The organism is Streptomyces sp. NPDC054932 (assembly GCF_053610205.1).
The window spans coordinates 1-22,078 of the sequence record NZ_JBSGXU010000105.1 but is presented as its reverse complement, the minus strand read 5'-3'; the positions used below and the strand labels follow the sequence as shown (position 1 = coordinate 22,078).

The window sequence follows — 22,078 nt, the reverse complement described above, 5'->3', positions numbered from 1 at the left end:
CCCGTACGCATGTACGGTCCGACGCGTTCAGGAGTACGACCACGATGCCCAGCTGGAGCAAGACCCTCACGGCGGCCGGCATGTCCGGCCCCCGGCTGCGGGACGACTACACCTACGCCGCCCGCCGGGTGCTCCGCCGCGAGCCGGCCCCGTACCTGGCGCTGCGGCTGCTCGCCGCGCCGCCGTTGGTGCCCTTCCTCGCCGCCGGGCTCGCCTTCATGAACCTGGTCGACGACGTCGCCGAGACCGGTACCCCGCAGCAACGGGCCGCCGGTCTCGCCGCGTTGTCCGAGCGGGTGGAGACGGCCCTGAAGTCCGGGGACAGCCCCGACCCCCTGCTGCGGGCCTACGCGCACGCGGTGGACGCGCGCGGCCTGCCCCCGCACTGGATCTCCCGGTTCCTGGAGGGCGCCGCCACGGCCGAGGCGGGCTTCGACGGCTTCGCCGCGGAGGAGGACTTCCAGACCTACCTCGACGCCTACGCCTGGCCCGGGGTGCTGGTCTTCACAGGGCTCCAGTACCCGGGCGGCCCCGACCCCGAACAGGCCGCGGGCTGGCGGCGGTTCGTCGATGCCGCCCAGCGCGTGGACTTCCTCGCCGACCTCTGCGGGGACCTCGCGGAGGGCCGGCTCTGCATTCCGCGCGCCCGTCTGGCCGAGCACTCCGTGACCCGCGCCGACCTGGAACAGGCCCGTGACACCCCGGCCGTACGGGCCCTCCTCGCCGCCGAGTGCCGGCGTGCCCGTACGGCCCTGGACGCCACCCACGGCATCCTCGACCTCGCCGAACCGGGGCTGCGGCCGGTGATCGCGACCATGACGGGGCTGATGGCGCACCAGCTGACCGCCGTGGAGCGCGCGGGGGTCACCGCCCTGCGCCGGGACATCGGATACGGCCTGGCGGCGCCCCTGCGGATCCTCGTCCGCGCCGCCCGCCGTCACCGCGCCTGAACCGGTCCGGACGCATCCGGACGCATCCGGACGCAGCCGCTCGCCGCGGCTGCGGCTCCTAGTAGGGCCCGTTGACGTTGTCGATCGAGCCGTAGCGCGCGGCTGCGTAGTTGCAGGCGGCGGTGATGTTCGCGACCGGGTCGTAGGAGTTCTGCGAGGTGCCGGGCACGTGGTAGGCGCGGAAGGTCGGATCGATGACCTGGAGCAGCCCCTTGGAGGGGATGCCGTTCCGGGCGTTGATGTCCCAGTTGTTGATCGCCAGCGGATTGCCCGAGGACTCCCGCATCACATTGCGGTGAATTCCGTTGTAGGAGCCGGGAATACCGTGCTTGGCCATGACGGCGAGGGACTCGCGGATCCACCCGTCGAGATTGTTCGGGTAGGCGGTGGCGGGCTTGGCAGCGGGCGTGAGGGCGGTCCGGGCGGCGGACCTGCTCGCGCGCTCGGTCTCCGCCTGGGTGCCGAGCTTCAGTTTGATGCCGGGCCGGATGATCGACGGGTTGTCGCCGATGACGCTCCGGTTCGCCGCGTAGAGCTGCTTCCAGCCGCCGCTCAGGGAATGATCCGCCGCGATCTCCGAAAGGGTGTCGCCCGCGACCACGGAATACGTGGTGGGGGCGGCGGCCGTCTCCACCGCCCCGGCGGTGGTCGCGCTGATCAGCGGGAGGGTGAGGGCCGCGCCACCGGTGCCGGCGAGAGCCAGCTTGCGGGTGATCCGGTAGTGCTTCGGCCGACGGTGCTTACCCTTTGCAGGCATGGCGGAATTCCTCACGTGGGGGGACGGGAGATCCCGGGCGGCGGCCGTATTCGGCAGCTGACCACCAGGAACGAGGTGACCGTAGGCGAGCCCGCCGCGCGGGAACAAGACCCGAATTCCACCGATAGATCGACATCTCGCTATCGGTCGGGTAAATGACCTTGAAGGGGTCTGTACGCAATGACCGATTCCCTTTCCGGGGAAAGGGAATCGGTCATTTGTCGGAAATGATGTTGGGGTGTCCGGTGTGGCTCACATCACGGGTCGTCGGCCGGGAGGTCAATACGGGCAAGTCCGCTCTCGGAGTGCCTCATTGGGGTGAGTTGCCCGTAGGTGTCGAATCGCCCATTCAGGACTCTTTCCGGCGCATTACCGGCCGGTTCCCGCCCCGCGTCAGACCAGCTCCTCCAGGGCGGCCGTCACCGTCTTCACCGCCCCCTCCGAGGCCGGCAGCAGGGGCAGCCGGACGTCAGGGGTCGGGATCCGCCCCTGCGCGTGCAGGACGCCCTTGACCACCGCCGGATTCGGCTCGGCGAAGGCCGCCGCCGACATCCGGGCCAGCGCGTGCCCCAGGGGCCGCGCCCGGGTCACGTCGCCCGCCCGCCAGGCCCCGGCGAGCTCCGCGAAGCGGCCGGTCGCCAGATGTGCCGAGGCCAGGATCCCGCCCGCCGCACCCAGCGCCAGCAGCGGAGACAGGTGCACGTCGTCCCCGGCCAGCACCTCGAAGCCGGCCGGCAGGTCACCGAGCAGCGCCACCGCGTCCTCGCCGATACCGCCGCCCGCGTACTTCACCCCGGCGACCCCCGGCAGCGAGCCCAGCTCCCGCAGTGCGGCCGCGTCCAGCGGTTGTCCCGTGCGGTAGGGGATGTGATAGACGATCAGCGGTACGGGGCTCACCCCGGCCAGCCGGGCGAAGTGCGCCAGCACCCCCGCGGCCGCCGGCCGTACGAACGGCGGCACCGTCACCAGCGCCGCCCGCACCTGCGGCCACCGGGTCAGCCGGGCCAGCGAGGCCTCGGCGGCCCGGGTCGAGCCCGCCCCCGCGCCCACGGTCAGCGGCGCGCCCCGCTCCCCGCAGACCCGGGCGCACACCTCCGTGACGAGATCGCGCTCCGCCTCGTCCAGGGCGGCCGCCTCCGCGGTGGTGCCGAGGGCGACGATCCCGGTGGCGCCCGCGTCGAGCACCTCGTGGGCCAGCGCCTCCAGCGCCTCGGCGGCCACCTCCCCGGCGCGGGTGAAGGGAGTGACGAGCGGTACGTGGATCCCGTGCAACGGGAGGGCTTCTGCGATGTCCTGTGCCATGCCGAAGAGCCTCGCCCGAGCAAAGGATCAAATCCAGTTCGCATTTCTTATCCGAACCGTAAGCTGAGCCGATGCTCGATGTACGACGCCTGCGCCTGCTGCGCGAACTCGCCCGCCGCGGAACCATCGCGGCCGTCGCCGAGGCCCTCACCTTCAGCCCTTCGGCGGTGTCCCAACAGCTCAGCGTCCTCGAACGGGAGGCCGGCCTGCCCCTGCTGGAGCGCACCGGCCGCCGGGTCCGCCTCACCCCGGCCGGGCAGAACCTGGTCCGGCACGCCGAGGCCGTCCTCGAACGTCTGGAACAGGCCGACGCCGACCTCGCCGAGGCGCGCGGCGGACTCGCCGGCGCCCTGCGGATCGGCGCCTTCCCCACCGCCACCCGGGCCATCGTCCCGGCCGCACTGGTCGCCCTCGCCCGGCGCCACCCGGGGCTGGAGCCGATGGTCTCGGAGACCGACCCGGCGGCGGTGGCGCACGCCCTGCGGGCCGGGGACCTGGACGTGGCCCTGGTGCACGAGTACGACTTCGTACCCGCCGAGCCCGAGCCGGGACTGGCCACCGAACCCCTCTACAGCGAGGCGATGTACCTGGCCGCGCCCGCCGACGAGGCCCCCGGCCCGCCCGGGGCACCCGACCAGGGCGCGGTCCTGCGTGCGCACGCCGGGGCCCCCTGGATCACCGCCACCCCCGGCACCCTCTGCCACGCCATGACCGTCCGGGCCTGCCAGGCCGCCGGTTTCACCCCGATGGTCCGCCACCGGGTCGACGAGTTCGCCACCGTCCTCGCCCTGGTCGCGGTGGGCCAGGGCGTGGCCGTCGTACCCCAGCTGGGGGTCACGGGTCCGGCCGATCCGGCCGTCCGCCTCACCCGCCTGCTCATGGAGCGCCGGACCAACCTCGCCTTCCGCAGCGGAGCCGGCGCCCACCCCGCCGTCGCGGCCTTCGGAGCGGCACTCCGGGCCGCCGTACCACCGGATCTGGCCGGGTCGCGCGCCGGAACGTGACACAACTCCCGTACCGCGTGCCGTCCGTGTACGTTCGTTGATCCAGACCGATTCGATCAGAGCGAGGTACGACGTGACGCATCGCGTACGAGGGGTCATCGCCCGGAGCAAGGGCGCACCGGTGGAGACGACGACGATCCTCGTGCCCGACCCGGGAGCCGGCGAGGCACTCGTCCGGGTGCAGGCCTGCGGGGTCTGCCACACCGACCTGCACTACCGCGAGGGCGGCATCAACGACGAATACCCCTTCCTGCTCGGCCACGAGGCCGCCGGGGTCGTCGAAGCGGTCGGCCCGGACGTCACCTCCGTGGCCCCCGGCGACTTCGTGATCCTCAACTGGCGTGCGGTGTGCGGCACCTGTCGCGCCTGCAGGCGCGGACGCCCCTGGTACTGCTTCGCCACGCACAACGCCACCCAGCCCATGACCCTGGAGGACGGCACGCCGCTCTCCCCGGCCCTGGGCATCGGCGCCTTCGCCGAGAAGACCCTGGTCGCGGCCGGTCAGTGCACCAAGGTGGATCCGGCGGCCGCCCCGGCCGCGGCGGGACTCCTCGGCTGCGGGGTGATGGCCGGCCTCGGCGCCGCCCTGAACACCGGCAGCGTCGGGCGGGGCGACTCCGTCGCCGTCATCGGCTGCGGGGGAGTGGGCAACGCGGCCGTGGCCGGAGCCAGGCTGGCGGGCGCCTCGCGGATCATCGCGGTGGACCTCGACGACCGGAAGCTGGAGTGGGCCCGGGGCCTCGGCGCCACGCACACCGTCAACGGCAGCACGGACGACGTGGTCAAGGCGATCCAGGGCCTGACCGGGGGCAACGGCGCGGACGTGGTCATCGACGCCGTGGGCCGCCCCGAGACCTACCGCCAGGCCTTCTACGCCCGCGACCTCGCCGGGACCGTGGTCCTGGTGGGCGTGCCGACCCCGGAGATGCAGCTCGAACTCCCGCTCCTCGACGTCTTCGGCCGCGGCGGAGCGCTGAAGTCCTCGTGGTACGGGGACTGCCTGCCCGAGCGCGACTTCCCGCTGCTCATCGACCTCTACCTGCAGGGCCGGCTCGACCTGGACGCCTTCGTCTCCGAGACCATCCCGCTCGACGGCGTCGAAGACGCGTTCGCCCGGATGGAACGCGGCGAGGTCCTCCGCTCGGTCGTCGAGTTCTGACGGCCCGTCCGGCCCGTCCCGCCTGCGGACCCCGTCCGTCCCGTCCGCCCGCGCCGGGCCGGATCGGGTCCGCCTAGACTCGGAACACCACCCCGCGCCCCGCCGACACCCGGCCGGGGCGCGGTCCTTCGTCACCCAACACCTCGTACCCCTGGGGGCCGTCCGTGACCGTCGCACACAGCTACCGCCAGCCCGGGACGGTCCTCACCGACCACCGGTTCTCCGTCCCCCTGGACCACGAGCGCCCGGACGGGGAGCGGATCGAGCTGTACGCCCGCGAGGTCGTGGCCGCCGGCAAGGACCCGCAGACGCTGCCGTGGCTGCTCTACCTGGAGGGCGGACCGGGCTTCGGCGCCCGCCGTTTCATCGGCCGGCAGGCCTGGCTGGAGCGGGCGCTGACCGAGTACCGGGTGCTGCTGCTCGACCAGCGGGGGACCGGCCGCTCCACCCCGGTGAACCGGCAGACCCTGCCCCTGCGCGGCACCCCCGCCCAGCAGGCCGAGTACCTCGCCCACTTCCGCTCCGACTCCATCGTGCGGGACGCCGAGGCCATCCGCCCCGGCCTGACCGGCGGCGCGCCCTGGACCGTGCTCGGCCAGAGCTTCGGCGGCTTCTGCGCCACCCGCTACCTCTCCACCGCGCCCGAGGGCCTCACCGCCGCCCTGATCACCGGCGGCCTCCCGTCCCTGACCGCCACCGCCGACGAGGTGTACGAGGCCGCCCACCCCCGCATCGAGCGCAAGAACCTGGCCCACTACGCCCGGTACCCCATGGACGTCGAGCGCGCCCGCCGGATCGCCGCCCACCTCGCCGAACACCCGGCCGAACTCCCCGGCGGCCACCGCCTCACCGTCGAGGGCTTCCAGTCCCTCGGCATCCTGCTCGGCGTGGGCGACGGCAGCCACCAGCTCCACTACCTGCTGGAGGACGCCTTCGTCCCGACCCCCGCGGGACCCGCCCTCTCCGACGCCTTCCTGGAGAGCGCCCGCTCGCTGCTGTCCTTCGCCGGGCACCCCCTCTACGCCCTGGTCCACGAGGCGATCTACGCCCAGGACCCCGCCACGCCCACCGCCTGGGCCGCCGAACGGGTGCGCGCGGGCCACCCCCGCTTCGACGCGGACAAGGCGCTCGCGGGCGACGAGCCGCTGCTCTTCACCGGCGAGACCATTCATCCCTGGCACTTCACCACCGATCCGTCTCTCGCCCCGCTGCGCGAGACCGCGGAAATCCTGGCCGCGCGGACCGGCTGGCAGCCGCTCTACGACCCGGCGCGCCTGGCCGCCAACGAGGTACCGGTGGCCGCCGCCGTCTACCACGACGACATGTACGTGGACACCGCGCACTCGCTGGAGACGGCCCGGGCCGTCCGCGGCCTGCGGACCTGGGTGACGGACGAGTTCGAGCACGACGGCGTCCGCGCCGGCGGCCCCCGCGTCCTCGACCGGCTGCTGGCCCTCGTCCGCGACGAGGCGTAACCCGTCCGCGCAGGTCAGGCGTGTGATGAGGGCCCCGATTAATCGTTCCCGCAGAAGTTGATCACACGATTAGGGGTGGTTCCCCGTACCCGTGGAACCGACCGATGTGTGGAGTGTGCATGCCGAGAACGATGTCGAGCGCCGTCTCGCTGGCCCTGGCCGGTGCACTGGCCGTGACCGGCGTGGTGGCAGGAGCGGCGACGACCGCCGTCGCCGCGCCGGCCGTCAGCGCCGCGGGGGCGGGGGAGACCCCCGTCGGCGCACAGGCCTGGACGCGCGTGTCCAAGAAGAACCCGAACCGCTCCTACTGGAACACCGCCGACGACCTGCGCGTCGGCAACGAGGGCGGCGCCGAGGGCCTGTCCCGCGCGTACCTCCGGCTGGACACCACCGCGCTGGCGGGCGCCACGGTCTCCAGGGCGACCTTCCGGATCACCAACACGGGGGCCGCGTCCTGCACGGCCCGTCCGGTGGAGCTGTGGAGCGTCGGCGCCGTCTCGGCGAGGACCACGTGGAAGAACCAGCCCGCCAAGGGCGTCCGGCTGGCGACGGTGACGGACGCCAGGGGCCGTGAGGGCTGCGCATCGGGCGACCTCGAGTTCGACGCCACCGCGTTGGTGAAGGAGGCGGCGGCCGCGTCCCGGACCTCCGTCACCGTCGGTCTGTTCGCCTCGGACGAGTCCGACTCCTCGGCCTGGAAGCGCTTCGCCCCGGCGAGCGCGAAACTGGAGACCACCATCGGCCGCCCCGTGCCGCCGGTGATCAGCTCGCCCGAGTTCCCCGACGCCTCGAACGGTGCCCCCGCCCACACCGGCAAGGCCCGCACCCCGGGCACCTTCACCTTCGGCACCGGCGGCGCCGCCAACCTCGAGAAGATCGTCTACTGGTCGACCTTCGACTTCCGCCAGGTCGCCGTGGCGCCGGGTGCCGCGGTGGTGATCACACCCACCGGCTCCGGCCCCCACATGATCTACGCCTACAGCGTCGACAAGGCCGGATACCGCTCCGACCAGGCCGTTTACCAGATCTGGGCCCTCGGCAACGGCGGGGTGCGCGATGCCGCCGGCGATCTGAACGGCGACGGCCTGCGCGACCTGTGGACCCTGGACGCGGACGGCAGGCTCCGCTTCTCGGCCGGCCGGGCCGACGGCACCTTCGCGCCGGCCGCCGACGGCGGGGCGTCCTTCGCCCCGGGAACCCGGATCGCCGCCGGCGGGGACTGGGGCGAGGACGGCTACAACGACCTGCTGGTGCTCGAGTCCGTCGAGGGGCTGGGGGCCAAGCAGCTGCGGCTCCTCCCCAACAACGGCCTCGGCAGTGTCACTCCGCACGACGGCATCGTCCTGAGCGCCATCGAGAACGATCCGGTGCGGGGCCACGAACACTGGTCGGACGCCCAGGACATCGCCGACGCCGGTGACTTCAACGGCGACGGCGAGCCCGACCTGCTCGTCAAGCAGGGCGCGAAGCTCTGGGCGTACGCGGGCAGCCGCTCCGGCTACCTCGACATGAACGGCGGCCCGGTCCTCGTCGGCGACGGCGGCTGGGACACCGTCTCGGTCCTCGTCCCGGGCGACACGGACGGCGACGGCGCCACCGACCTGTGGGTGCGCGACGACACCTCGGGCGACCTGTTCGCCGTGCGGGGGGCCAAGGACGCCGACGGCCGGTTCGACCCCACGGGCTGGGCCGCGGCGCAGCGCGTGAAGATCGGCTCGGGCCTCGGCCGGGCGGCGTTCCCGACGCTGGTCTCGGCGGGGGACTTCGACCGCGACGGTCTGGCCGACCTGGCCGCCGTCGGCGCCGACGGCAGGGCCGTCTGGTTCCGGGCGACGGCCACCGGGATCGACGCGACCCCGCGGCCGGTCGGCTGAGCTCATGTCAACCGGCCGGGCCGGCGCCTGCGTTCAGCAGGGCCGGCCCGGCTTCGCGTTCCCGGGCGGCTCCACGAACGCACGGGTCAGGTGCGCGGTGGCCAGCAGGGCGCCGCGCTCCCGGGCCCGCGCCAGCAGGCCCTCGCGCGAGGCCCGGGCGGTATCCCGGTCGCGCTCGTGGGAGTACGGCACTGCCGGATCGCCCAGCTGCACCGCGTGCACCAGTACGTCCCCGGTGACCAGCACGTCGCGGGCCCCGGCGCCCTGTTCCACCAGTACCGACTGGTGCCCGGGGGTGTGCCCGGGCGTCGGGAGCAGGGTGATCCCGGGGGCGGGCCGGTGGGTGCCGTCCACCTCGTGCAACCGGCCGCTCGCCCGCAGCGGCGCCACCGTCCAGTCCCACACCGGATCGGCCCGGTCCAGCGCGGCGACCTCGGTGCGCTGGACGACGTACCGGGCGTTCGGGAAGAACGGCTCGCCGTCGGCCCCCGAGGACCAGCCCGCGTGGTCCTCGTGAAGGTGCGTCAGGACCACAGTCTCCACGTCGGCCGGGGCGATGCCGGCTGCCGCGAGGGCGTCCGGCAGCCGTCCGGGCACCGGCGCCCACGCGGCGGCGGGGGACCGTGCCGGTCCGACCCCGGCGTCCACGAGCACCCAGCGGCCGCCGGGCCGGGCGATCGCGAAGCACCGGAAGTCCAGCCTCCATGTCCCGTCCGGTCCGGTCGCACCCGGATCCAGCAGTGCGGCCCGGGCCCAGGCGGCCCCGTCCGCCCCGGGAAAGGCGGTGCGGGCCGGCTCGAAGAAGATCCCCGTGGCGTCGAGCAGCGCCACCACCTGCCCGTGACGGTCCATTCGCCTATTGTGCGATACATGACCGAACAACCTGATCAGCAGCCCGCTTTGCAGCCCATGCCCACCGACTGGACGCGTGCCCTCGCGGTGGTCGCACACCCCGACGATCTCGAGTACGGGTGCGCGGCCGCCATCGCGGACTGGACGGACGGAGGCCGGGAGGTCGTCTACCTCCTCGCCACGCGCGGCGAGGCGGGCATCGACAGCATCGCCCCCGCCGACTGCGGTCCGCTGCGGGAGGCGGAGCAGCGGGCGAGCGCCGCGGTCGTCGGCGTGTCCGAGGTGGAGTTCCTCGACTACCACGACGGGATCATCGAGTACGGCCTCGGCCTGCGCCGGGACATCGCGGCGGCCATCCGGCGGCACCGTCCCGAGCTGGTCATCACCCTCAACCACCGTGACACGTGGGGCGGTGCGCAGGGCGGCGGCTACTGGAACACCCCCGACCACAAGGCCGTCGGCCGGGCCGTCCTGGACGCCGCCGGGGACGCCGGGAACCGCTGGATCTTCCCCGAGCTCATCGAGCAGGGCCTGGAGCCGTGGAACGGCGTGCGCTGGGTCGCGGTGGCCGGATCCACCACCCCGACGCACGCGGCCGACGCCGGGCCCGGGCTGGAGCGTTCGGTGAAGTCCCTGCTGGAGCACAAGGCGTACATCGAGGTGCTCACGGACCAGGACCCGGAGGAGTACGTCCGTACCTTCCTCACCGGCAACGCACAGCAGGCGTCGGCCCGGTTCGGCGGCCGCCCGGCCGTGCCGTTCGAGGTCTTCCCCCGCTGACCGGCCACCCCTAGTCTGACGGTTCGTCAGATCGTCAGCCATCGGGCCGGGGGTGCGGGACACGGTGATCGACACCATCTCCACGGAGATCGCGGAGGGTGAGGAGCGGATCCGGCTGGAGGTCGCGGACGGCCTCGCGGTCCTCACCCTGTGCCGCCCGGACAAGCTCAACGGCTGGAGCTGGGAGTCCACCCGCCAGCTCGGCCTGCTCGCGGACCGGATCCGCTTCGACGCGTCCGTCCGGGTGGTGCTGCTGAGGGCCGAGGGCCGGGCCTTCTGCGCGGGCATCGACGTGACCGCCCCCGGCGGCGCCATCACGGGCGGATCCGGCGCCGAGCGCTACCCGCAACTACTACGAGGGCATCCGCTGGGTGCACGAGCGGTTCGCGGTCCTGGCCCGTCTCCCGCAGCCGGTCGTGGCCGCCGTCCAGGGCTACTGCCTGGGTTTCGGCTTCGAGCTGGCGCTGATGGCCGATGTCCGGCTGGCGGCCGAGGACGCCGTCTTCGCCCTGCCGGAAGCCCGGCTGGGCGTGGCGGTGGACGCGGGCGGCGACCTCCGCATCGCCCGCGAGGCGGGAGCCGGCTGGGCCAAGTACCTGGCCCTGACGGGCCGCCGCATCGACGCCGCCACGGCGCAGCGGCTCAACCTGGTCCAACTGGTCGTCCCCGGCGAGGAGCTGGAGCCCGCCTCCCGCGCCGTGGCACGCGAGATCGCCGCGAACGCGCCCCTCGCGGTCCAGGGCATCAAGCGGGCGATCGACGGCTACGCCGATGCCGCCCTTCCCGCGGCCCTCGACCGGGTGGCGATGACCGCGGCCCTCACCCTCACCTCGGAGGACTGCCGGGAGGGCTACACGGCCAAGGCGGCCCGCAGGCCCCCGCGCTTCAGCGGAGGCTGAGCACGGGCCGGGTCGAGAACTCCTCGCACATGCCCTCGCCCTCCGGCCCGTACACGAACTCGGCCATGTACGGGTTGCGGTTGGCGGTGGCCAGCGGCAGCCAGGCGAGCAGGTCGCCGTACCCACCGCAGACGGCCTCGCCCCCGTCGCCGCCGTGCACCGCGGTCGGCTCCGCGCTCAGCTCCGTGGCGTAGCTGTCGTAGGCGATGTGCAGCCCGAAGGCGTTCGGTTCGTGTCGGACGCCGCCTCCGGCCCCGTACGACGCCTCGTCCAGGGGGCATTCGTTGCCCCACCGGAACAGGGTGTCCGCCCCCGCCCCGCACGCGTGCTCCCACTCGTCGGCGCCGGGCATCCGCAGCCCCCGCGCCGCGAGAACGGCCGGCATGTCGGCCGGGTCGTCGGTCAGGGCCTCGTTCTCCACGGCCATGAGCACGGCGGGCAGATCCACGGTGCGCCGGGGGCTGAGCATCTCGGCGAGATATGCCTTGAGGTCCTCGTGCCCGTACCCGTACCCCTCGTCCACGCTCGCCGCGTAGTCGGCGGCCTGTTCGGGCGTCGGCGCCCAGGCCTCCAGGTCGAACCCCAGGCGCACCGTCCCGCCGGGTATGAGGGCGAACTCCTGCCCCTCGCGCTCGATGCGGACGCGGTGCAGGGCCCCGCCCAGGTGCCGGGCGGCGTCGAGCAGCACCACCCGGCCGCCCACCTGCGCGGCGGCCTCGTGTGCGATGCGTCCGGCGGCGGCCGGGTCGAACGAACGCCAGCGGTCGAGGGTCAGATCGGCGAGAGACATGGTGCGATCCTCGCACCGGCCACTGACAATCGGCGCTCAGGGGGTGAACGGGCCGCGGCCCAGCTGGGTGCGGACCGGGACCACTTCGGGGTTGACCACCGAGCGGCGCTGCCAGTTCGCCCCGTCCACGACCAGGGTGTGCCCGGTGATGAACCGGGCGTACGGCGAGGCCAGGAAGGTGGCGGCCCAGCCCAGTTCACGCGGCGCGCCGACCCGCAGGGCGGGCTGCCGGGCGTCCTTCGCGCCGGGCGCGGCGCGTTCCAGGCCGCCCCGGACGTCCTCGGTCATGTCGGTGTGCGGGAACAGCCCGGGGACGAGCCCGTTGATCTGGATGCCGTACGGTCCCCACTCGACCGCGAGCGTCTCCACCAGGTTCTGCACACCGGCCTTGGCCGCCGCGCTGTGGGCGAAGCCCGGCCCGCCCGTCCAGGCGTAGGACGCGCCGATGTTCACTATCGACCCGGGGGTGCCCGCTGCGAGGTGGCGGCGGCCGAACTCGCGGGTCATGAACCAGGTGCCCGTCAGCGTGATGTCGACCACCGCCCGCCAGGCGTTCGGGGAGAGGTCCTCCGCGGGGGAGGGGAAGTTCGCGGCCGCGTTGTTGACCAGCACGTCCGGCAGACCGAAGGCCGCCTGCGCCGCGTCGAAGACCTCGGCGACCCGCTCGGGATCCCTGATGTCGCAGACGGCGGCCGTCACCCGGCCCGCGCCGGGTACGGCCGCCAGCTCCTCGCACGCCGCCTTGAGCTGCTCGGCGCGCCGGCTCGCGATCACCAGATCGGCGCCGAGCCGTGCGAACTCGGCGGCGATGGCCTTGCCCAGCCCGGTGCCGCCGCCGGTCACGAGGACCACCTGCCCCCCGTAGGTCCCGGGGGGCAGGGCGGCGGCGCCGAGCGCCGGTGGCGCGGGCAGCCCGCGCAGAGGATTCTCCATGCGCCCATCGATAGCGTGCGGGCGCTCGGATCACCATCCCCGGGCGGCCCCGGGAGTGCCGTGCCGGGCAGGCCGGGCCCGGGCGGCCCGGCAGGACGGGGTGCTAGCTACCCGGGTTGTACGCCTGCTTCGTCGCGCAGGTCCAGATGACCGGCTTGAGCTTGCCCTTCGCGTTCACGGCCGAGCCGCCGACCCGGTCGGTGTCCGAGACCGCTTCGGCCATGCTCGCCCCGCCCGCGGCCAGCCGCGGCAGGGCCTTGACCGGGCCGGAGCCGGACCGCAGGAGTGCCTGGTCCGGCAGGGTCAGCATGTCCGGGTGGAACTTGGCCGTGCCGACGGTGAGGTTCGTCGTGGCGCTGATCGCCTCGAACGTGGCGTACGGGTGCGTGCTCAGCACGGTCGGGGACACGGGGTTCCCGGTGAGCGGGGGCTCCCAGACGCGCGGAGCGTACTCGTACCACGGTCCGGACCAGTCGTAGCCGACGACCCGGCCGCTCTCGTCGATGTCCTGGACGTAGCTGTCGTTCGCCGTGGGGGCCAGCAGCCGGGCGGCGGAGCCGTCTCCCGGCCACAGCACCGGGTGGGTGCCCTCCAGGTGCTGGCCGGTCTCGGGGACCTCATAGTCCTGGGCGGCCATGCCGATGATGTCGCCCCGGTTGTTGATGCCGGTGACCATCTCGATCCGGGAGCCCGGGCCGGCCTCGGCCGGGAGGGGCAGCTCGCGGACCTTCAGGCCGTCCTTCCAGACGGTGGCGACCCCGCCGTCGGAGCGGGAGACCACGTACCCGGCGTCGTTGACGTCGGCCTCGATGTCGTGGCCGTAGCTGTCCGGCAGCAGGGTGATCGCAGCGTCGCCCACCCGGTACGTGAACAGGGAGTGGAGGTCGACCCCGTGGACGACGCCCACCATCAGGCCGTGCGCGTTGACGGCGATCACCTGCCCGGTCTGCTCCGGGTCGCTCAGCGGGACCCGGTGCACGGTGGTGCCGGTCCAGTAGACGGGCTTGCGGCCGGAGACGCCGACGGCGAGGTCGCCCGCCCCGAGGCCGAAGACACCCTGGCTGGGCGGGATGTCGCGGACGTACGACTCGTCCCCGATCGAGCCGAGCACCTGGATCTTCGGTGCGCACTTCGCGTCGGCCGCCGCGGCCGGTCCGGCGGCGGTGATCAGGCCCGTCAGAACGATGGCGGCAGCGGCCGCGGACATGCTTCTTCTCATGTGGTTGTCCCCCCTGGACAGGTGCTGTTCCCCGTTGAGTCATGACACGTGCACGCCACATGTTGCCTGATCTTGATGCGGATGTGGCCTGAATGACGCGTGTCGATTCGCTCCGGAGGGTTCTCCACCCTGACCGGTGGTTCCCAGGGAGGCAAGCGACTGCTTAGTATGCCCGCGGAGCGTGGTTCCCCGACGGCGGCTGGAGGCCCCGGATGCAGGCATGGCGAGTACATACCCCCGGAGAACCCCGTGAGGCCATGCGCCTCGAAGAGGTTCCCGAACCGGTGCCCGGTGAGGGCGAGGTGAAGCTCAAGGTGCTCGCCGCCAACGTCAACTTCCCCGACGCGCTGCTCGTCCGCGGGCAGTACCAGATCCGCCCGCCGCTGCCCTTCACCCCCGGCGTCGAGATCTGCGGCGAGACCGAGGACGGCCGCCGCGTCATCGCCAACCCGAGCCTGCCGCACGGCGGCTTCGCCGAGTACGTCACCGCGCCCGCGCGCGCACTGCTCCCGGCCCCCGAGACCCTCGACGACGCCGAGGCCGCCGCCCTGCACATCGGCTACCAGACCGGCTGGTTCGGCCTGCACCGCCGGGCCCGGCTCCAGCCCGGCGAGACCCTCCTCGTGCACGCCGCCGCCGGCGGGGTCGGCAGCGCCGCCGTCCAGCTCGGCAAGGCCGCCGGAGCCACCGTCATCGGGGTCGTCGGAGGCAAGGCCAAGGTACGTACCGCCGAGGAGCTCGGCTGCGACCTGGTGATCGACCGCACCAGCGAGGAAACGGCCGGAATCGCAGCCCGGGTCAAGGAGTTCACCGGCGGACGCGGCGCCGACGTCGTCTACGACCCGGTCGGCGGCGACGCCTACACCGCCTCCGCCAAATGCGTGGCCTTCGAGGGCCGGATCGTCGTCGTCGGCTTCGCGAGCGGCACCGTTCCGGCACCCGCCCTCAACCACGCCCTCGTGAAGAACTACACCGTCCTCGGCCTGCACTGGGGCCTGTACGCCGCCAAGGATCCCGCCGCCATCGCCGCCTGCCACACCGAGCTCACCCGGCTCGCCGCCGAGGGCGCCATCACACCGCTGGTCAGCGAACGCGTCCCGCTGGCCGCAGCCGCCGACGCCGTGCAGCGCCTCGCCGACGGCGCCACCACCGGCCGGCTGGTCGTCGTACCGGCCCTGGACGGAGGCGACCCGCGATGACCACCACCGAGGAACTGGTGGAGCGCGTACGGGACCTGCTCCGCGCCCACCCGCCCGCCGACACCGACCGCACCGACTTCCTGCGCGCCCGCTTCGACGCCGGACTCGCCTGGGTCCACTACCCCGAAGGTCTCGGCGGCCTCGGCGCGCCCCGCTCCCTCCAGACGGTCGTCGACGCCGAACTGGAGGCCGCCGGCGCGCCCGACAACGACCCGCGCCGGATCGGAATCGGCCTCGGCATGGCCGCGCCCACGATCCTCGCGTACGGCACCGAGGAGCAGAAGCAGCGCTTCCTGCGCCCCCTGTGGGTCGGCGACGAAGTCTGGTGCCAGCTCTTCAGCGAGCCCGGCGCCGGATCCGACCTGGCCGCCCTCGGCACCCGCGCGGTCCGCGAAACGGGCTCCGGCGACTGGATCGTGGACGGCCAGAAGGTGTGGACCTCCAGCGCCCACACCGCCCGCTGGGCCATCCTGATCGCCCGCACCGACCCCGGGCTCCCCAAGCACCAGGGCATCACCTACTTCCTCTGCGACATGCACGCCCCGGGCGTCGAGGTCCGGCCGCTGCGCCAGATCACCGGCGAGGCCGAGTTCAACGAGGTCTTCCTCACCGGCGTCCGCATCCCCGACGCCCACCGGCTGGGCGCCGTCGGCCAGGGCTGGGCCGTCGCCCGCACCACCCTGATGAACGAACGCGTCTCCATCGGCGGCATGCGCATCCCGCGCGAGGGCGGCATGATCGCCCCCGTCGCCGCCGCCTGGCGCGAACGCCCCGAGCTGCGCACCCACGCCCTCCACCAGCGGCTGCTGGAACTGTGGGTCGAGGCCGAGGTCGCCCGCCTCACCGGGGAACGGCTGCGCCAGCAACTCGTGGCGGGACAGCCCGGCCCCGAAGGATCGGGCATGAAGCTCACCTTCGCCCGGCTCAACCAGGAGATCAGCGGGCTGGAGGTCGAACTCCTCGCGGAGGAGGGCCTCCTGTACGACGACTGGACCCTGCGGCGCCCCGAGGGGGTCGACTTCACCGGCCGCGAGGCCGGCTACCGCTACCTGCGCGCCAAGGGCAACAGCATCGAGGGCGGCACCAGCGAAATCCTCCTCAACATCGTTGCCGAACGCGTACTCGGCCTGCCCCCCGAGCCGCGCGACGACAAGGACCTCGCCTGGAAGGACCTGGCCCGATGAAGACACCGACGACGCCGGTGGCGCCCGCGGCACCGACCGACCTGCTCTACTCCGAGACCGAGGAGGAGCTCCGCTCCGCCGTACGGGCGCTCCTCGCCGACCGCTGCGACGCGACGAGCGTGCTCGCCCGGACCGAGACCGACCGGCCGCACGACCCGGCACTCTGGCACACCCTCGCCGTCGGGATCGGCGCGGCCGGCCTCCTCGTACCCGAGAAGCTCGGTGGGCAGGGCGCGTCCCACCGCGAGGCGGCCGTGGTCCTGGAGGAGCTGGGACGGGCCGTGGCGCCCACCCCGTACCTGACGAGCGCGGTCCTCGCCACGGAGATCCTGCTCGGCTGCGACACCCCGGAAGCCGCCCCGCTGCTGCGGGAGCTCGCCTCGGGCCGCACGGTGTGCGTTCCGGCCGTGCCGCTGACCCTCGCCCCGGGCGCACCCCTCCCGGCCCCCGTACGGGAGGGGCGCGCAGGGCTGCTGAGCGGCACGGTCACCTCCGTGGCGGACGCGGTGGCCGCCGACGTCCTGCTGGTACTGGCCGACACCGGTCTCTACGCCGTCCCGGCGGCCTCGGCCCGGCTGACCACGCGGGTCCCGCTGGACCTGACCCGACCGCTCGCCACCGTCACGCTGGAGGAAGCGGCGGGCACCCGCCTCGCCGACCCCGGAACGGCCCGGGCGGCCGTCGCCGGCGCCCTGCTCTCCGGGGCCGGACTGCTTGCCTCCGAGCAGCTCGGGCTGGCCGAGTGGTGCCTGACGCAGACCGTCGGACACGTCCGGGGCCGCCACCAGTTCAACCGTCCCGTCGGCTCCTTCCAGGCCCTCAAGCACCGCCTCGCCCGGCTCTGGCTCGACGTGGCCTCGGCGCGCGCGGCGGCCAGGGCCGCGGCCGACGCCCTGGCCACCGCGGCCCCCGACGCCCCGCTGACGGTCGCCGTGGCCCAGGCCTACTGCTCGGGCGTGGCCGTCCGCGCCGCCGAGGAGTGCGTACAGCTGCACGGCGGCATCGGCATGACCTGGGAACACCCTGCCCACCTGTACCTCAAGCGGGCCAAGGTCGACTCCCTGGCCCTCGGCACGACGGGCCACCACCGCGGCCTGGTCGCGGACTTCGCGGAACTCCCCGCTCCCTAGATCGTGCTCGGACCGGGCAGCGGGCCCCTTCGGCAGTCGCTCCTGGTGCGGGGGATGCTCTGCCGGGGTCGCTGCCCGGTTGCGCGGATGCGGAACGGACCGGTCCTGGCCGAGCCGCCTCCAGTGACCCGCAACGACGTTCCGGGCCACGCCGAAGGGTCAGGCCCTGGCCGTGCCGCGGGTCGCGTCGAATCCGGCGCGCCCGGCGAAGGCCTGCAGCCACACCTCCGACAGCAGGTCGTCCGCCGCCTTCGGCGCTCACCCCGTGCTTGTCGCCTTCCCGCGAGAGCGTTCGCGCCTCCCGTCCCGCCCCCGTCGCGATCACCGCCCCCGACTGCGACGGGCCCCCGGCCGATCCCTATCCTCGGCCCATGACGGCCACCATCACCGCGCTCTCCGCGACCGGGCTGCGCGCCCACCGCGACGAACTCGCCGCCCTCCTGCTCGCCGTGGTCGACGGCGGTTCTTCCCTCGGCTTCCTCGCCGGGCTGGACCGGCAGGGCGCCGCCGCATGGTGGGACTCGCTGCTGCCCGCCGTCGAGGACGGGTCCCTCGCGCTGTGGGTCTCCCGCTCCGGGGGCGACGGCCGCATCGACGGCACCGTCAGCTGGTACCGGGAGACCAAGGCGAACGGCCGCCACCGCGCCGAGCTGCGCAAGCTCATGGTCCATCCGGCGGCCCGCGGCCGGGGCGCCGCCCGGGCGCTGCTCGCCGAGGCCGAGTCCGCCGCGGCCCGCGCCGGGGTGGTGCTGCTGTACCTGGACACCGAGACCGGCAGCGGCGCCGAGCGGGTCTACCGCTCGGCCGGCTGGACGGAGGCGGGCACCATCCCCGACTACGCCACCGACCCGGCGGGCCGGCTGCACCCCACCACGCTCTTCTACAAGCAGCTCCGTAGCTCCCACGGGTGACCTCGCCCGCCGCGCGGCGTTAGACCCGTAGCCGCCGGCCACCGAGCGAGGGAGACCGTATGTCCGCAGCATCGCCCGCCGCACCACTGACCCGCCGCGCGGTTCTGCGTACGGCCTTCACCGCGGCCGTGCTCGCCGGTACGGCCGCGGCCCTGGCCCCCGTGCTGCGCGCCCGGCGCCCCCGGCAGACCCTCACCCCGGCGCCGCTCGAGGAGACGTACCGCGGCCGGCACATCGCCGTGGACGTCGCCGGGGTCCGCATCGACGGCCGCCCGCTGCACGTCATGCGCCGGGCCGACGGCAGCTACCTCAGCGGTATCAACCACTTCCAGTCCTATCCCACGCCACTGGAACTGGCCCGGGCCGCCGTCGACGAGCTGGGCACGACCCAGCTCGCCCTCGCGGCCCCGCACCACGGCTGACACACCCACGGGAACGGGAGGAGCCCCGCGTTGCACACCCGGCAGAACCAGAAGAACCTCACCAGTGCCCAGAAGAAGCGGTTCACGGCCGCCGTGCTGGAGCTCAAGCGCGCCGGAGGCTACGACGCCCTGGTGCGCACCCACGACAAGTACTTCGTGCCCGACCGCGACCGCAAACTGCGCGTCGGGCACATGTCGCCGTCCTTCTTCCCGTGGCACCGGCGCTATCTGCTCGAGTTCGAGAAGCAGTTGCAGGAGATCGACCCGGGTGTGAGCGTCCCCTACTGGGACTGGACCACCGACACCAGTCCGGTCTCCTCCCTGTGGGCCGACGACTTCCTCGGCGGCACCGGCCGGGCGAGCGACCGCAAGGTGATGACCGGGCCGTTCGCCTACGACAAGGGCAACTGGACGGTGACCGTGGGCATCACCGAGTCCGCCTTCCTCACCCGCAACCTCGGCCGGCCGCAGAACCCGATCACCCTGCCCACCGCGGCCGAGCTCCAGTGGGCGATCGACGACCCGACCTACGACGTCTCGCCCTGGGACTCCACGGCCACCGCGGGCGGCTTCCGCAACAAGCTGGAGGGCTGGGCGGCCCCCAAGAGCGAGCGCTGGCGCAATCACAACAAGGTCCACCAGTGGATCGGCGGTCACATGACGGGCGGTACCGCGCCCAACGACCCGGCGTTCTGGCTGCACCACGCCTTCGTCGACCTGATCTGGGACCGCTGGCAGCAGAAGCACCCCGGATCCGGCTATCTGCCCGCCGTCCCCCTGGCCCGCGGCGACCTCCAGCGCGGCCGGGTCATCGCCCTCGACGAGCCGATGCCGCCGTGGAACATCACTCCGCGCGAGATGTCCGACCACCAGGGCCTGTACCGCTACGAATGACGCGCACGCCCCCGCGCACGCGCCCCCTGCAGAGTCAGGGGGAGAACAGGGGGAAGGGCCCCCGCCGATCGGCGGGGGCCCTTCCGTGGATCAGGTGGTCGAGGCGCTCGGCGTCCCGACCGGCGTCCCGATCAGTGACCGTAGTCGCCGCCCTGGGTGTGGTGGTTGCCGCCACCGGAGGCGTTGACGCAGGTGTTGCCGAACGCCGGGTTGAGCAGGGCGATCACGTTCACGGTGTTGCCGCAGACGTTGACCGGGACGTGCACCGGAACCTGGAGCAGGTTGCCCGACAGGACACCGGGGGAGCCGACCGCCGCACCGTGCGCTCCGGCATCGGCGACAGCCAGGCCCGCACCGGCGACCACGGCGCTACCGGTGACAGCGGTGATGGCGAATGCCTTCGCGATACGCGACATCAAGATCTCCTCTTGAGATATGTGGGGCGCCACAGGGTCTGTGGCATTTGACATGGCATACAACGCGGGGGCGGCCGAGGGGTCACGGCCCCTGGGCCTACCCGGTGACGGAAAATCGCACGGAGGCGAAGTACGGCCGTACCTGGCCGACCTCGCCGGGCCGCAGGACCCGCAGGGCCCGGCCCGAACACCGGGGTCCGGCGTAGAGGGTCGCCGAGCTCCGGGTCCCGTTGGTGACCGCCCGGGCGCCGCCGCCCTCCGCCTCGACGCAGCCCCTCGGCGCGGCGAGGCCGTGGCCCCGGTCGTCCTGGCCGACGTACTGGAAGTCGGGCCCGGCGGCCAGGGCCGGACCGGACAGGAGCGTGGCGCCCGCCAGCAGCAGGACGGGCACGGCATGGTGGATACGCACGAATCGCATGCCCGCCCAACCGGGCCGGGGCCGGACCCGGTCACGCCTTGTCACCCGTTGGACGGCTGTGCGACCGTGCGACCGGCACCGGCATCCCAGGAGGACAACATGAGCGCAGAGGGCGCCGCCGACGGCCACGGCAGGCCGCGGGCCAGGACGGCCGCCGGGGTCGTCGAGGGCCGGACCGGGCCCGGAGGGACCGCCGCCTTCCTGGGCATCCCGTACGCCGCCCCGCCCGTCGGCGCCCTGCGCCTCGCGGCGCCCGTGCCCCCGGCGTCCTGGGACGGCGTGCGCGACGCCGCGGCCTACGGGCCGACCGCGCCCAAGGTGCCCTACCCGGACACCTTCGCGGCCCTGCTCCCCGACCCGGTGATCCCCGGGGACGACTGCCTGAACGTGAACGTGTGGACCCCCGACCCGGCCCCCGGGGCCCGGCTGCCCGTCATGGTGTGGATCCACGGCGGGGCGCACACCCGCGGCTCCTCGGCCGTCCCCGTGTACGACGGCTCCGCCTTCGCCCGCGACGGGGTCGTGCTCGTCTCCTTCAACTTCCGCCTCGGCGTCCTCGGTTACGGACTCTTCCCCGACGCCCCGGCCAACCGCGGCCTGCTGGACCAGATCGCCGCCCTCGAATGGGTCCGCGACAACATCGAGGCCTTCGGCGGGGACCCCGCCCGCGTCACCGTCTTCGGCGAATCGGCCGGGGCGATCAGCATCGGCTCGCTGCTGGCCGCTCCCCGCGCGGCCGGTCTCTTCCACCGGGCGGTCCTGCAGAGCGGCGCCCCCGAGGTCCTGCCGCGCCCCAGGGTCCGCGCCATGGTCCGGCGGATGGCCTCGCTGCTCAAGGTGGACGCCACCGCCGCGGCCTTCACGGCCGTCGCCCTGCCCGACCTGCTCGCCGCCCAGGCGGCCGTCCTGCGCAGATCGGGCCCGCTCCTCGGCGGACCCGCCTTCGGCCTGGTCACCGACCCCGGCACGGTACCGGCCGACCCCCTCGACGCCCTGTGCGACTCGGCCGTCTCCGGTGAGGTGCCGCTGCTCCTCGGCTGGACGCGTGAGGAGTACCGGCTGTGGCTCGCCCCCACCGGTGGGATGCGGCTGCTGGACCGGCTGGGCCCGCTGGCCGTGGCGCTCGCCCGGGTCCGCGCCGGCAAGGACACGGAGGCCGTACGGGTGCTGCGGGCCGCCCTGCCCGCGGCGAGCCCGGCCGAGCTGGCCGGACAGCTGCTCACCGACCGGCTGCTGCGCGACCCGCTGCGCAGGCTCGCGGGGTCCCGGCGGGCGGCGCCGAGCTTCCTGTACGAGTTCGGCTGGTCCTCCGGCGTTCCGGGGCTCGGCGCCTGCCACGCCCTGGAGCTCGGCTTCGTGTTCGACACGCTCGCGGCACCCGAGGCATCCTGGCTGGCCGGACCGGACACCCCGCAGGCGCTGGCGGACGAGATGCACGCGGCCTGGGTGCGGTTCGCGGTGACGGGCGATCCGGGCTGGGCGCCCTGGAACGGCGACGGCCCGCCGAAGG

Annotated in this window: 22 protein-coding genes and 1 pseudogene; 15 read left to right on the top strand and 8 right to left on the bottom strand. The window is 73.8% G+C overall.

The features are described from left to right. The first annotated feature begins 44 nt into the window (after positions 1–44). Positions 45–950, top strand: a complete 906-nt coding sequence (locus ACWGE1_RS25315; protein ID WP_453422779.1) for a phytoene/squalene synthase family protein — start codon at positions 45–47, stop codon at positions 948–950. A 58-nt stretch (positions 951–1,008) separates the two neighbouring features. Here the strand turns inward: ACWGE1_RS25315 and ACWGE1_RS25310 are convergent, their stop codons facing one another. Beyond that, complete coding sequence (locus ACWGE1_RS25310) at positions 1,009–1,707, bottom strand: transglycosylase SLT domain-containing protein (RefSeq protein ID WP_453422778.1); 699 nt, start codon at positions 1,705–1,707, stop codon at positions 1,009–1,011. A gap of 393 nt (positions 1,708–2,100) precedes the next feature. Further along, positions 2,101–3,009 (bottom strand): dihydrodipicolinate synthase family protein, encoded by a 909-nt coding sequence (locus ACWGE1_RS25305; protein ID WP_453422777.1) that lies wholly within the window; start codon positions 3,007–3,009, stop codon positions 2,101–2,103. A gap of 71 nt (positions 3,010–3,080) precedes the next feature. On the opposite strand from ACWGE1_RS25305, the gene ACWGE1_RS25300 reads away from it, so the two are divergent. The 4 genes from ACWGE1_RS25300 (at position 3,081) to ACWGE1_RS25285 (ending at position 8,521) form a co-directional block, all read left to right on the top strand. Next, entirely contained in the window at positions 3,081–4,013 is a 933-nt protein-coding gene (locus ACWGE1_RS25300; protein ID WP_453422776.1) for a LysR substrate-binding domain-containing protein, read from the top strand. Between the two features lie 73 nt (positions 4,014–4,086). After that, positions 4,087–5,172, top strand: a complete 1,086-nt coding sequence (locus ACWGE1_RS25295) for an S-(hydroxymethyl)mycothiol dehydrogenase (RefSeq protein ID WP_453422775.1) — start codon at positions 4,087–4,089, stop codon at positions 5,170–5,172. A gap of 164 nt (positions 5,173–5,336) precedes the next feature. After that, positions 5,337–6,647, top strand: coding sequence for an alpha/beta fold hydrolase (locus ACWGE1_RS25290; RefSeq protein WP_453422774.1), 1,311 nt, complete (start codon positions 5,337–5,339; stop codon positions 6,645–6,647). Positions 6,648–6,766: 119 nt separating this feature from the next. Continuing rightward, a complete protein-coding gene (locus ACWGE1_RS25285; RefSeq protein WP_453422773.1) occupies positions 6,767–8,521 on the top strand; it encodes a DNRLRE domain-containing protein in 1,755 nt (584 codons plus the stop codon). Positions 8,522–8,554: 33 nt separating this feature from the next. Here the strand turns inward: ACWGE1_RS25285 and ACWGE1_RS25280 are convergent, their stop codons facing one another. Next, a complete protein-coding gene (locus ACWGE1_RS25280) occupies positions 8,555–9,373 on the bottom strand; it encodes an MBL fold metallo-hydrolase (protein ID WP_453422772.1) in 819 nt (272 codons plus the stop codon). An 18-nt stretch (positions 9,374–9,391) separates the two neighbouring features. On the opposite strand from ACWGE1_RS25280, the gene ACWGE1_RS25275 reads away from it, so the two are divergent. The 3 genes and pseudogenes from ACWGE1_RS25275 to ACWGE1_RS25265 all read left to right on the top strand — a co-directional run bounded on the left by ACWGE1_RS25275 (position 9,392) and on the right by ACWGE1_RS25265 (position 11,052). Next, positions 9,392–10,153: a PIG-L deacetylase family protein gene (locus ACWGE1_RS25275; RefSeq protein WP_453422771.1), complete on the top strand. Its 762-nt coding sequence runs from the start codon at positions 9,392–9,394 to the stop codon at positions 10,151–10,153. A gap of 52 nt (positions 10,154–10,205) precedes the next feature. Then, positions 10,206–10,394 (top strand): annotated as a pseudogene (locus ACWGE1_RS25270) (enoyl-CoA hydratase/isomerase family protein); the annotation flags it as partial. Positions 10,395–10,524: 130 nt separating this feature from the next. Then, the gene (locus ACWGE1_RS25265) at positions 10,525–11,052 is read left to right on the top strand and encodes an enoyl-CoA hydratase/isomerase family protein (protein WP_453422770.1); all 528 of its coding nucleotides are present in this window, start codon (positions 10,525–10,527) and stop codon (positions 11,050–11,052) included. On the opposite strand, the gene ACWGE1_RS25260 is transcribed toward ACWGE1_RS25265, so the two are convergent. The 3 genes from ACWGE1_RS25260 to ACWGE1_RS25250 form a co-directional block, all read right to left on the bottom strand. Next, positions 11,039–11,842, bottom strand: coding sequence for a hypothetical protein (locus ACWGE1_RS25260; RefSeq protein ID WP_453422769.1), 804 nt, complete (start codon positions 11,840–11,842; stop codon positions 11,039–11,041). The genes ACWGE1_RS25265 and ACWGE1_RS25260 overlap by 14 nt on opposite strands. Before the next feature lie 36 nt (positions 11,843–11,878). Beyond that, on the bottom strand, positions 11,879–12,775 hold the full coding sequence (locus ACWGE1_RS25255; RefSeq protein ID WP_453422768.1) for an SDR family oxidoreductase: 897 nt from the start codon (positions 12,773–12,775) through the stop codon (positions 11,879–11,881). Positions 12,776–12,878: 103 nt separating this feature from the next. Continuing rightward, positions 12,879–13,994: a hypothetical protein gene (locus tag ACWGE1_RS25250; protein ID WP_453422767.1), complete on the bottom strand. Its 1,116-nt coding sequence runs from the start codon at positions 13,992–13,994 to the stop codon at positions 12,879–12,881. Positions 13,995–14,206: 212 nt separating this feature from the next. On the opposite strand from ACWGE1_RS25250, the gene ACWGE1_RS25245 reads away from it, so the two are divergent. From ACWGE1_RS25245 to ACWGE1_RS25220, 6 genes are all read left to right on the top strand, one after another. Beyond that, on the top strand, positions 14,207–15,193 hold the full coding sequence (locus tag ACWGE1_RS25245) for an NADPH:quinone oxidoreductase family protein (RefSeq protein WP_453422766.1): 987 nt from the start codon (positions 14,207–14,209) through the stop codon (positions 15,191–15,193). Then, positions 15,190–16,377: an acyl-CoA dehydrogenase family protein gene (locus ACWGE1_RS25240; RefSeq protein ID WP_453422765.1), complete on the top strand. Its 1,188-nt coding sequence runs from the start codon at positions 15,190–15,192 to the stop codon at positions 16,375–16,377. The genes ACWGE1_RS25245 and ACWGE1_RS25240 overlap by 4 nt, the downstream gene beginning before the upstream one ends. Further along, complete coding sequence (locus ACWGE1_RS25235; protein ID WP_453422764.1) at positions 16,374–17,507, top strand: acyl-CoA dehydrogenase family protein; 1,134 nt, start codon at positions 16,374–16,376, stop codon at positions 17,505–17,507. Before ACWGE1_RS25240 ends, ACWGE1_RS25235 begins: the two co-directional genes overlap by 4 nt. 371 nt (positions 17,508–17,878) lie before the next feature. Continuing rightward, positions 17,879–18,418: a GNAT family N-acetyltransferase gene (locus tag ACWGE1_RS25230; RefSeq protein WP_453422763.1), complete on the top strand. Its 540-nt coding sequence runs from the start codon at positions 17,879–17,881 to the stop codon at positions 18,416–18,418. A 59-nt stretch (positions 18,419–18,477) separates the two neighbouring features. Continuing rightward, entirely contained in the window at positions 18,478–18,840 is a 363-nt protein-coding gene (locus ACWGE1_RS25225; RefSeq protein ID WP_453422762.1) for a tyrosinase family oxidase copper chaperone, read from the top strand. 30 nt (positions 18,841–18,870) lie between these two features. Next, positions 18,871–19,734 (top strand): tyrosinase family protein, encoded by an 864-nt coding sequence (locus ACWGE1_RS25220; RefSeq protein ID WP_453422761.1) that lies wholly within the window; start codon positions 18,871–18,873, stop codon positions 19,732–19,734. Between the two features lie 131 nt (positions 19,735–19,865). On the opposite strand, the gene ACWGE1_RS25215 is transcribed toward ACWGE1_RS25220, so the two are convergent. Next, a complete protein-coding gene (locus tag ACWGE1_RS25215) occupies positions 19,866–20,150 on the bottom strand; it encodes a chaplin (RefSeq protein ID WP_399920961.1) in 285 nt (94 codons plus the stop codon). A 97-nt stretch (positions 20,151–20,247) separates the two neighbouring features. Next, a complete protein-coding gene (locus tag ACWGE1_RS25210) occupies positions 20,248–20,568 on the bottom strand; it encodes a hypothetical protein (protein WP_453422760.1) in 321 nt (106 codons plus the stop codon). Between the two features lie 99 nt (positions 20,569–20,667). Here ACWGE1_RS25210 and ACWGE1_RS25205 point away from each other — a divergent pair. Beyond that, a partial coding sequence (locus ACWGE1_RS25205) for a carboxylesterase/lipase family protein (protein WP_453422759.1) occupies positions 20,668–22,078 on the top strand: 1,411 nt, incomplete at its 3' end.

Excerpts from the sequence above, each read along its gene's own strand:
- ACWGE1_RS25315 (WP_453422779.1), top strand. The coding sequence starts at position 45 with ATGCCCAGCTGGAGCAAGACCCTCACGGCGGCCGGCATGTCCGGCCCC.
- ACWGE1_RS25310 (WP_453422778.1), bottom strand. The coding sequence starts at position 1,707 with ATGCCTGCAAAGGGTAAGCACCGTCGGCCGAAGCACTACCGGATCACC.
- ACWGE1_RS25305 (WP_453422777.1), bottom strand. The coding sequence starts at position 3,009 with ATGGCACAGGACATCGCAGAAGCCCTCCCGTTGCACGGGATCCACGTA.
- ACWGE1_RS25300 (WP_453422776.1), top strand. The coding sequence starts at position 3,081 with ATGCTCGATGTACGACGCCTGCGCCTGCTGCGCGAACTCGCCCGCCGC.
- ACWGE1_RS25285 (WP_453422773.1), top strand. The coding sequence starts at position 6,767 with ATGCCGAGAACGATGTCGAGCGCCGTCTCGCTGGCCCTGGCCGGTGCA.
- ACWGE1_RS25280 (WP_453422772.1), bottom strand. The coding sequence starts at position 9,373 with ATGGACCGTCACGGGCAGGTGGTGGCGCTGCTCGACGCCACGGGGATC.
- ACWGE1_RS25275 (WP_453422771.1), top strand. The coding sequence starts at position 9,392 with ATGACCGAACAACCTGATCAGCAGCCCGCTTTGCAGCCCATGCCCACC.
- ACWGE1_RS25260 (WP_453422769.1), bottom strand. The coding sequence starts at position 11,842 with ATGTCTCTCGCCGATCTGACCCTCGACCGCTGGCGTTCGTTCGACCCG.
- ACWGE1_RS25255 (WP_453422768.1), bottom strand. The coding sequence starts at position 12,775 with ATGGAGAATCCTCTGCGCGGGCTGCCCGCGCCACCGGCGCTCGGCGCC.
- ACWGE1_RS25250 (WP_453422767.1), bottom strand. The coding sequence starts at position 13,994 with ATGAGAAGAAGCATGTCCGCGGCCGCTGCCGCCATCGTTCTGACGGGC.
- ACWGE1_RS25245 (WP_453422766.1), top strand. The coding sequence starts at position 14,207 with ATGCAGGCATGGCGAGTACATACCCCCGGAGAACCCCGTGAGGCCATG.
- ACWGE1_RS25240 (WP_453422765.1), top strand. The coding sequence starts at position 15,190 with ATGACCACCACCGAGGAACTGGTGGAGCGCGTACGGGACCTGCTCCGC.
- ACWGE1_RS25235 (WP_453422764.1), top strand. The coding sequence starts at position 16,374 with ATGAAGACACCGACGACGCCGGTGGCGCCCGCGGCACCGACCGACCTG.
- ACWGE1_RS25230 (WP_453422763.1), top strand. The coding sequence starts at position 17,879 with ATGACGGCCACCATCACCGCGCTCTCCGCGACCGGGCTGCGCGCCCAC.
- ACWGE1_RS25225 (WP_453422762.1), top strand. The coding sequence starts at position 18,478 with ATGTCCGCAGCATCGCCCGCCGCACCACTGACCCGCCGCGCGGTTCTG.
- ACWGE1_RS25215 (WP_399920961.1), bottom strand. The coding sequence starts at position 20,150 with ATGTCGCGTATCGCGAAGGCATTCGCCATCACCGCTGTCACCGGTAGC.
- ACWGE1_RS25210 (WP_453422760.1), bottom strand. The coding sequence starts at position 20,568 with ATGCGATTCGTGCGTATCCACCATGCCGTGCCCGTCCTGCTGCTGGCG.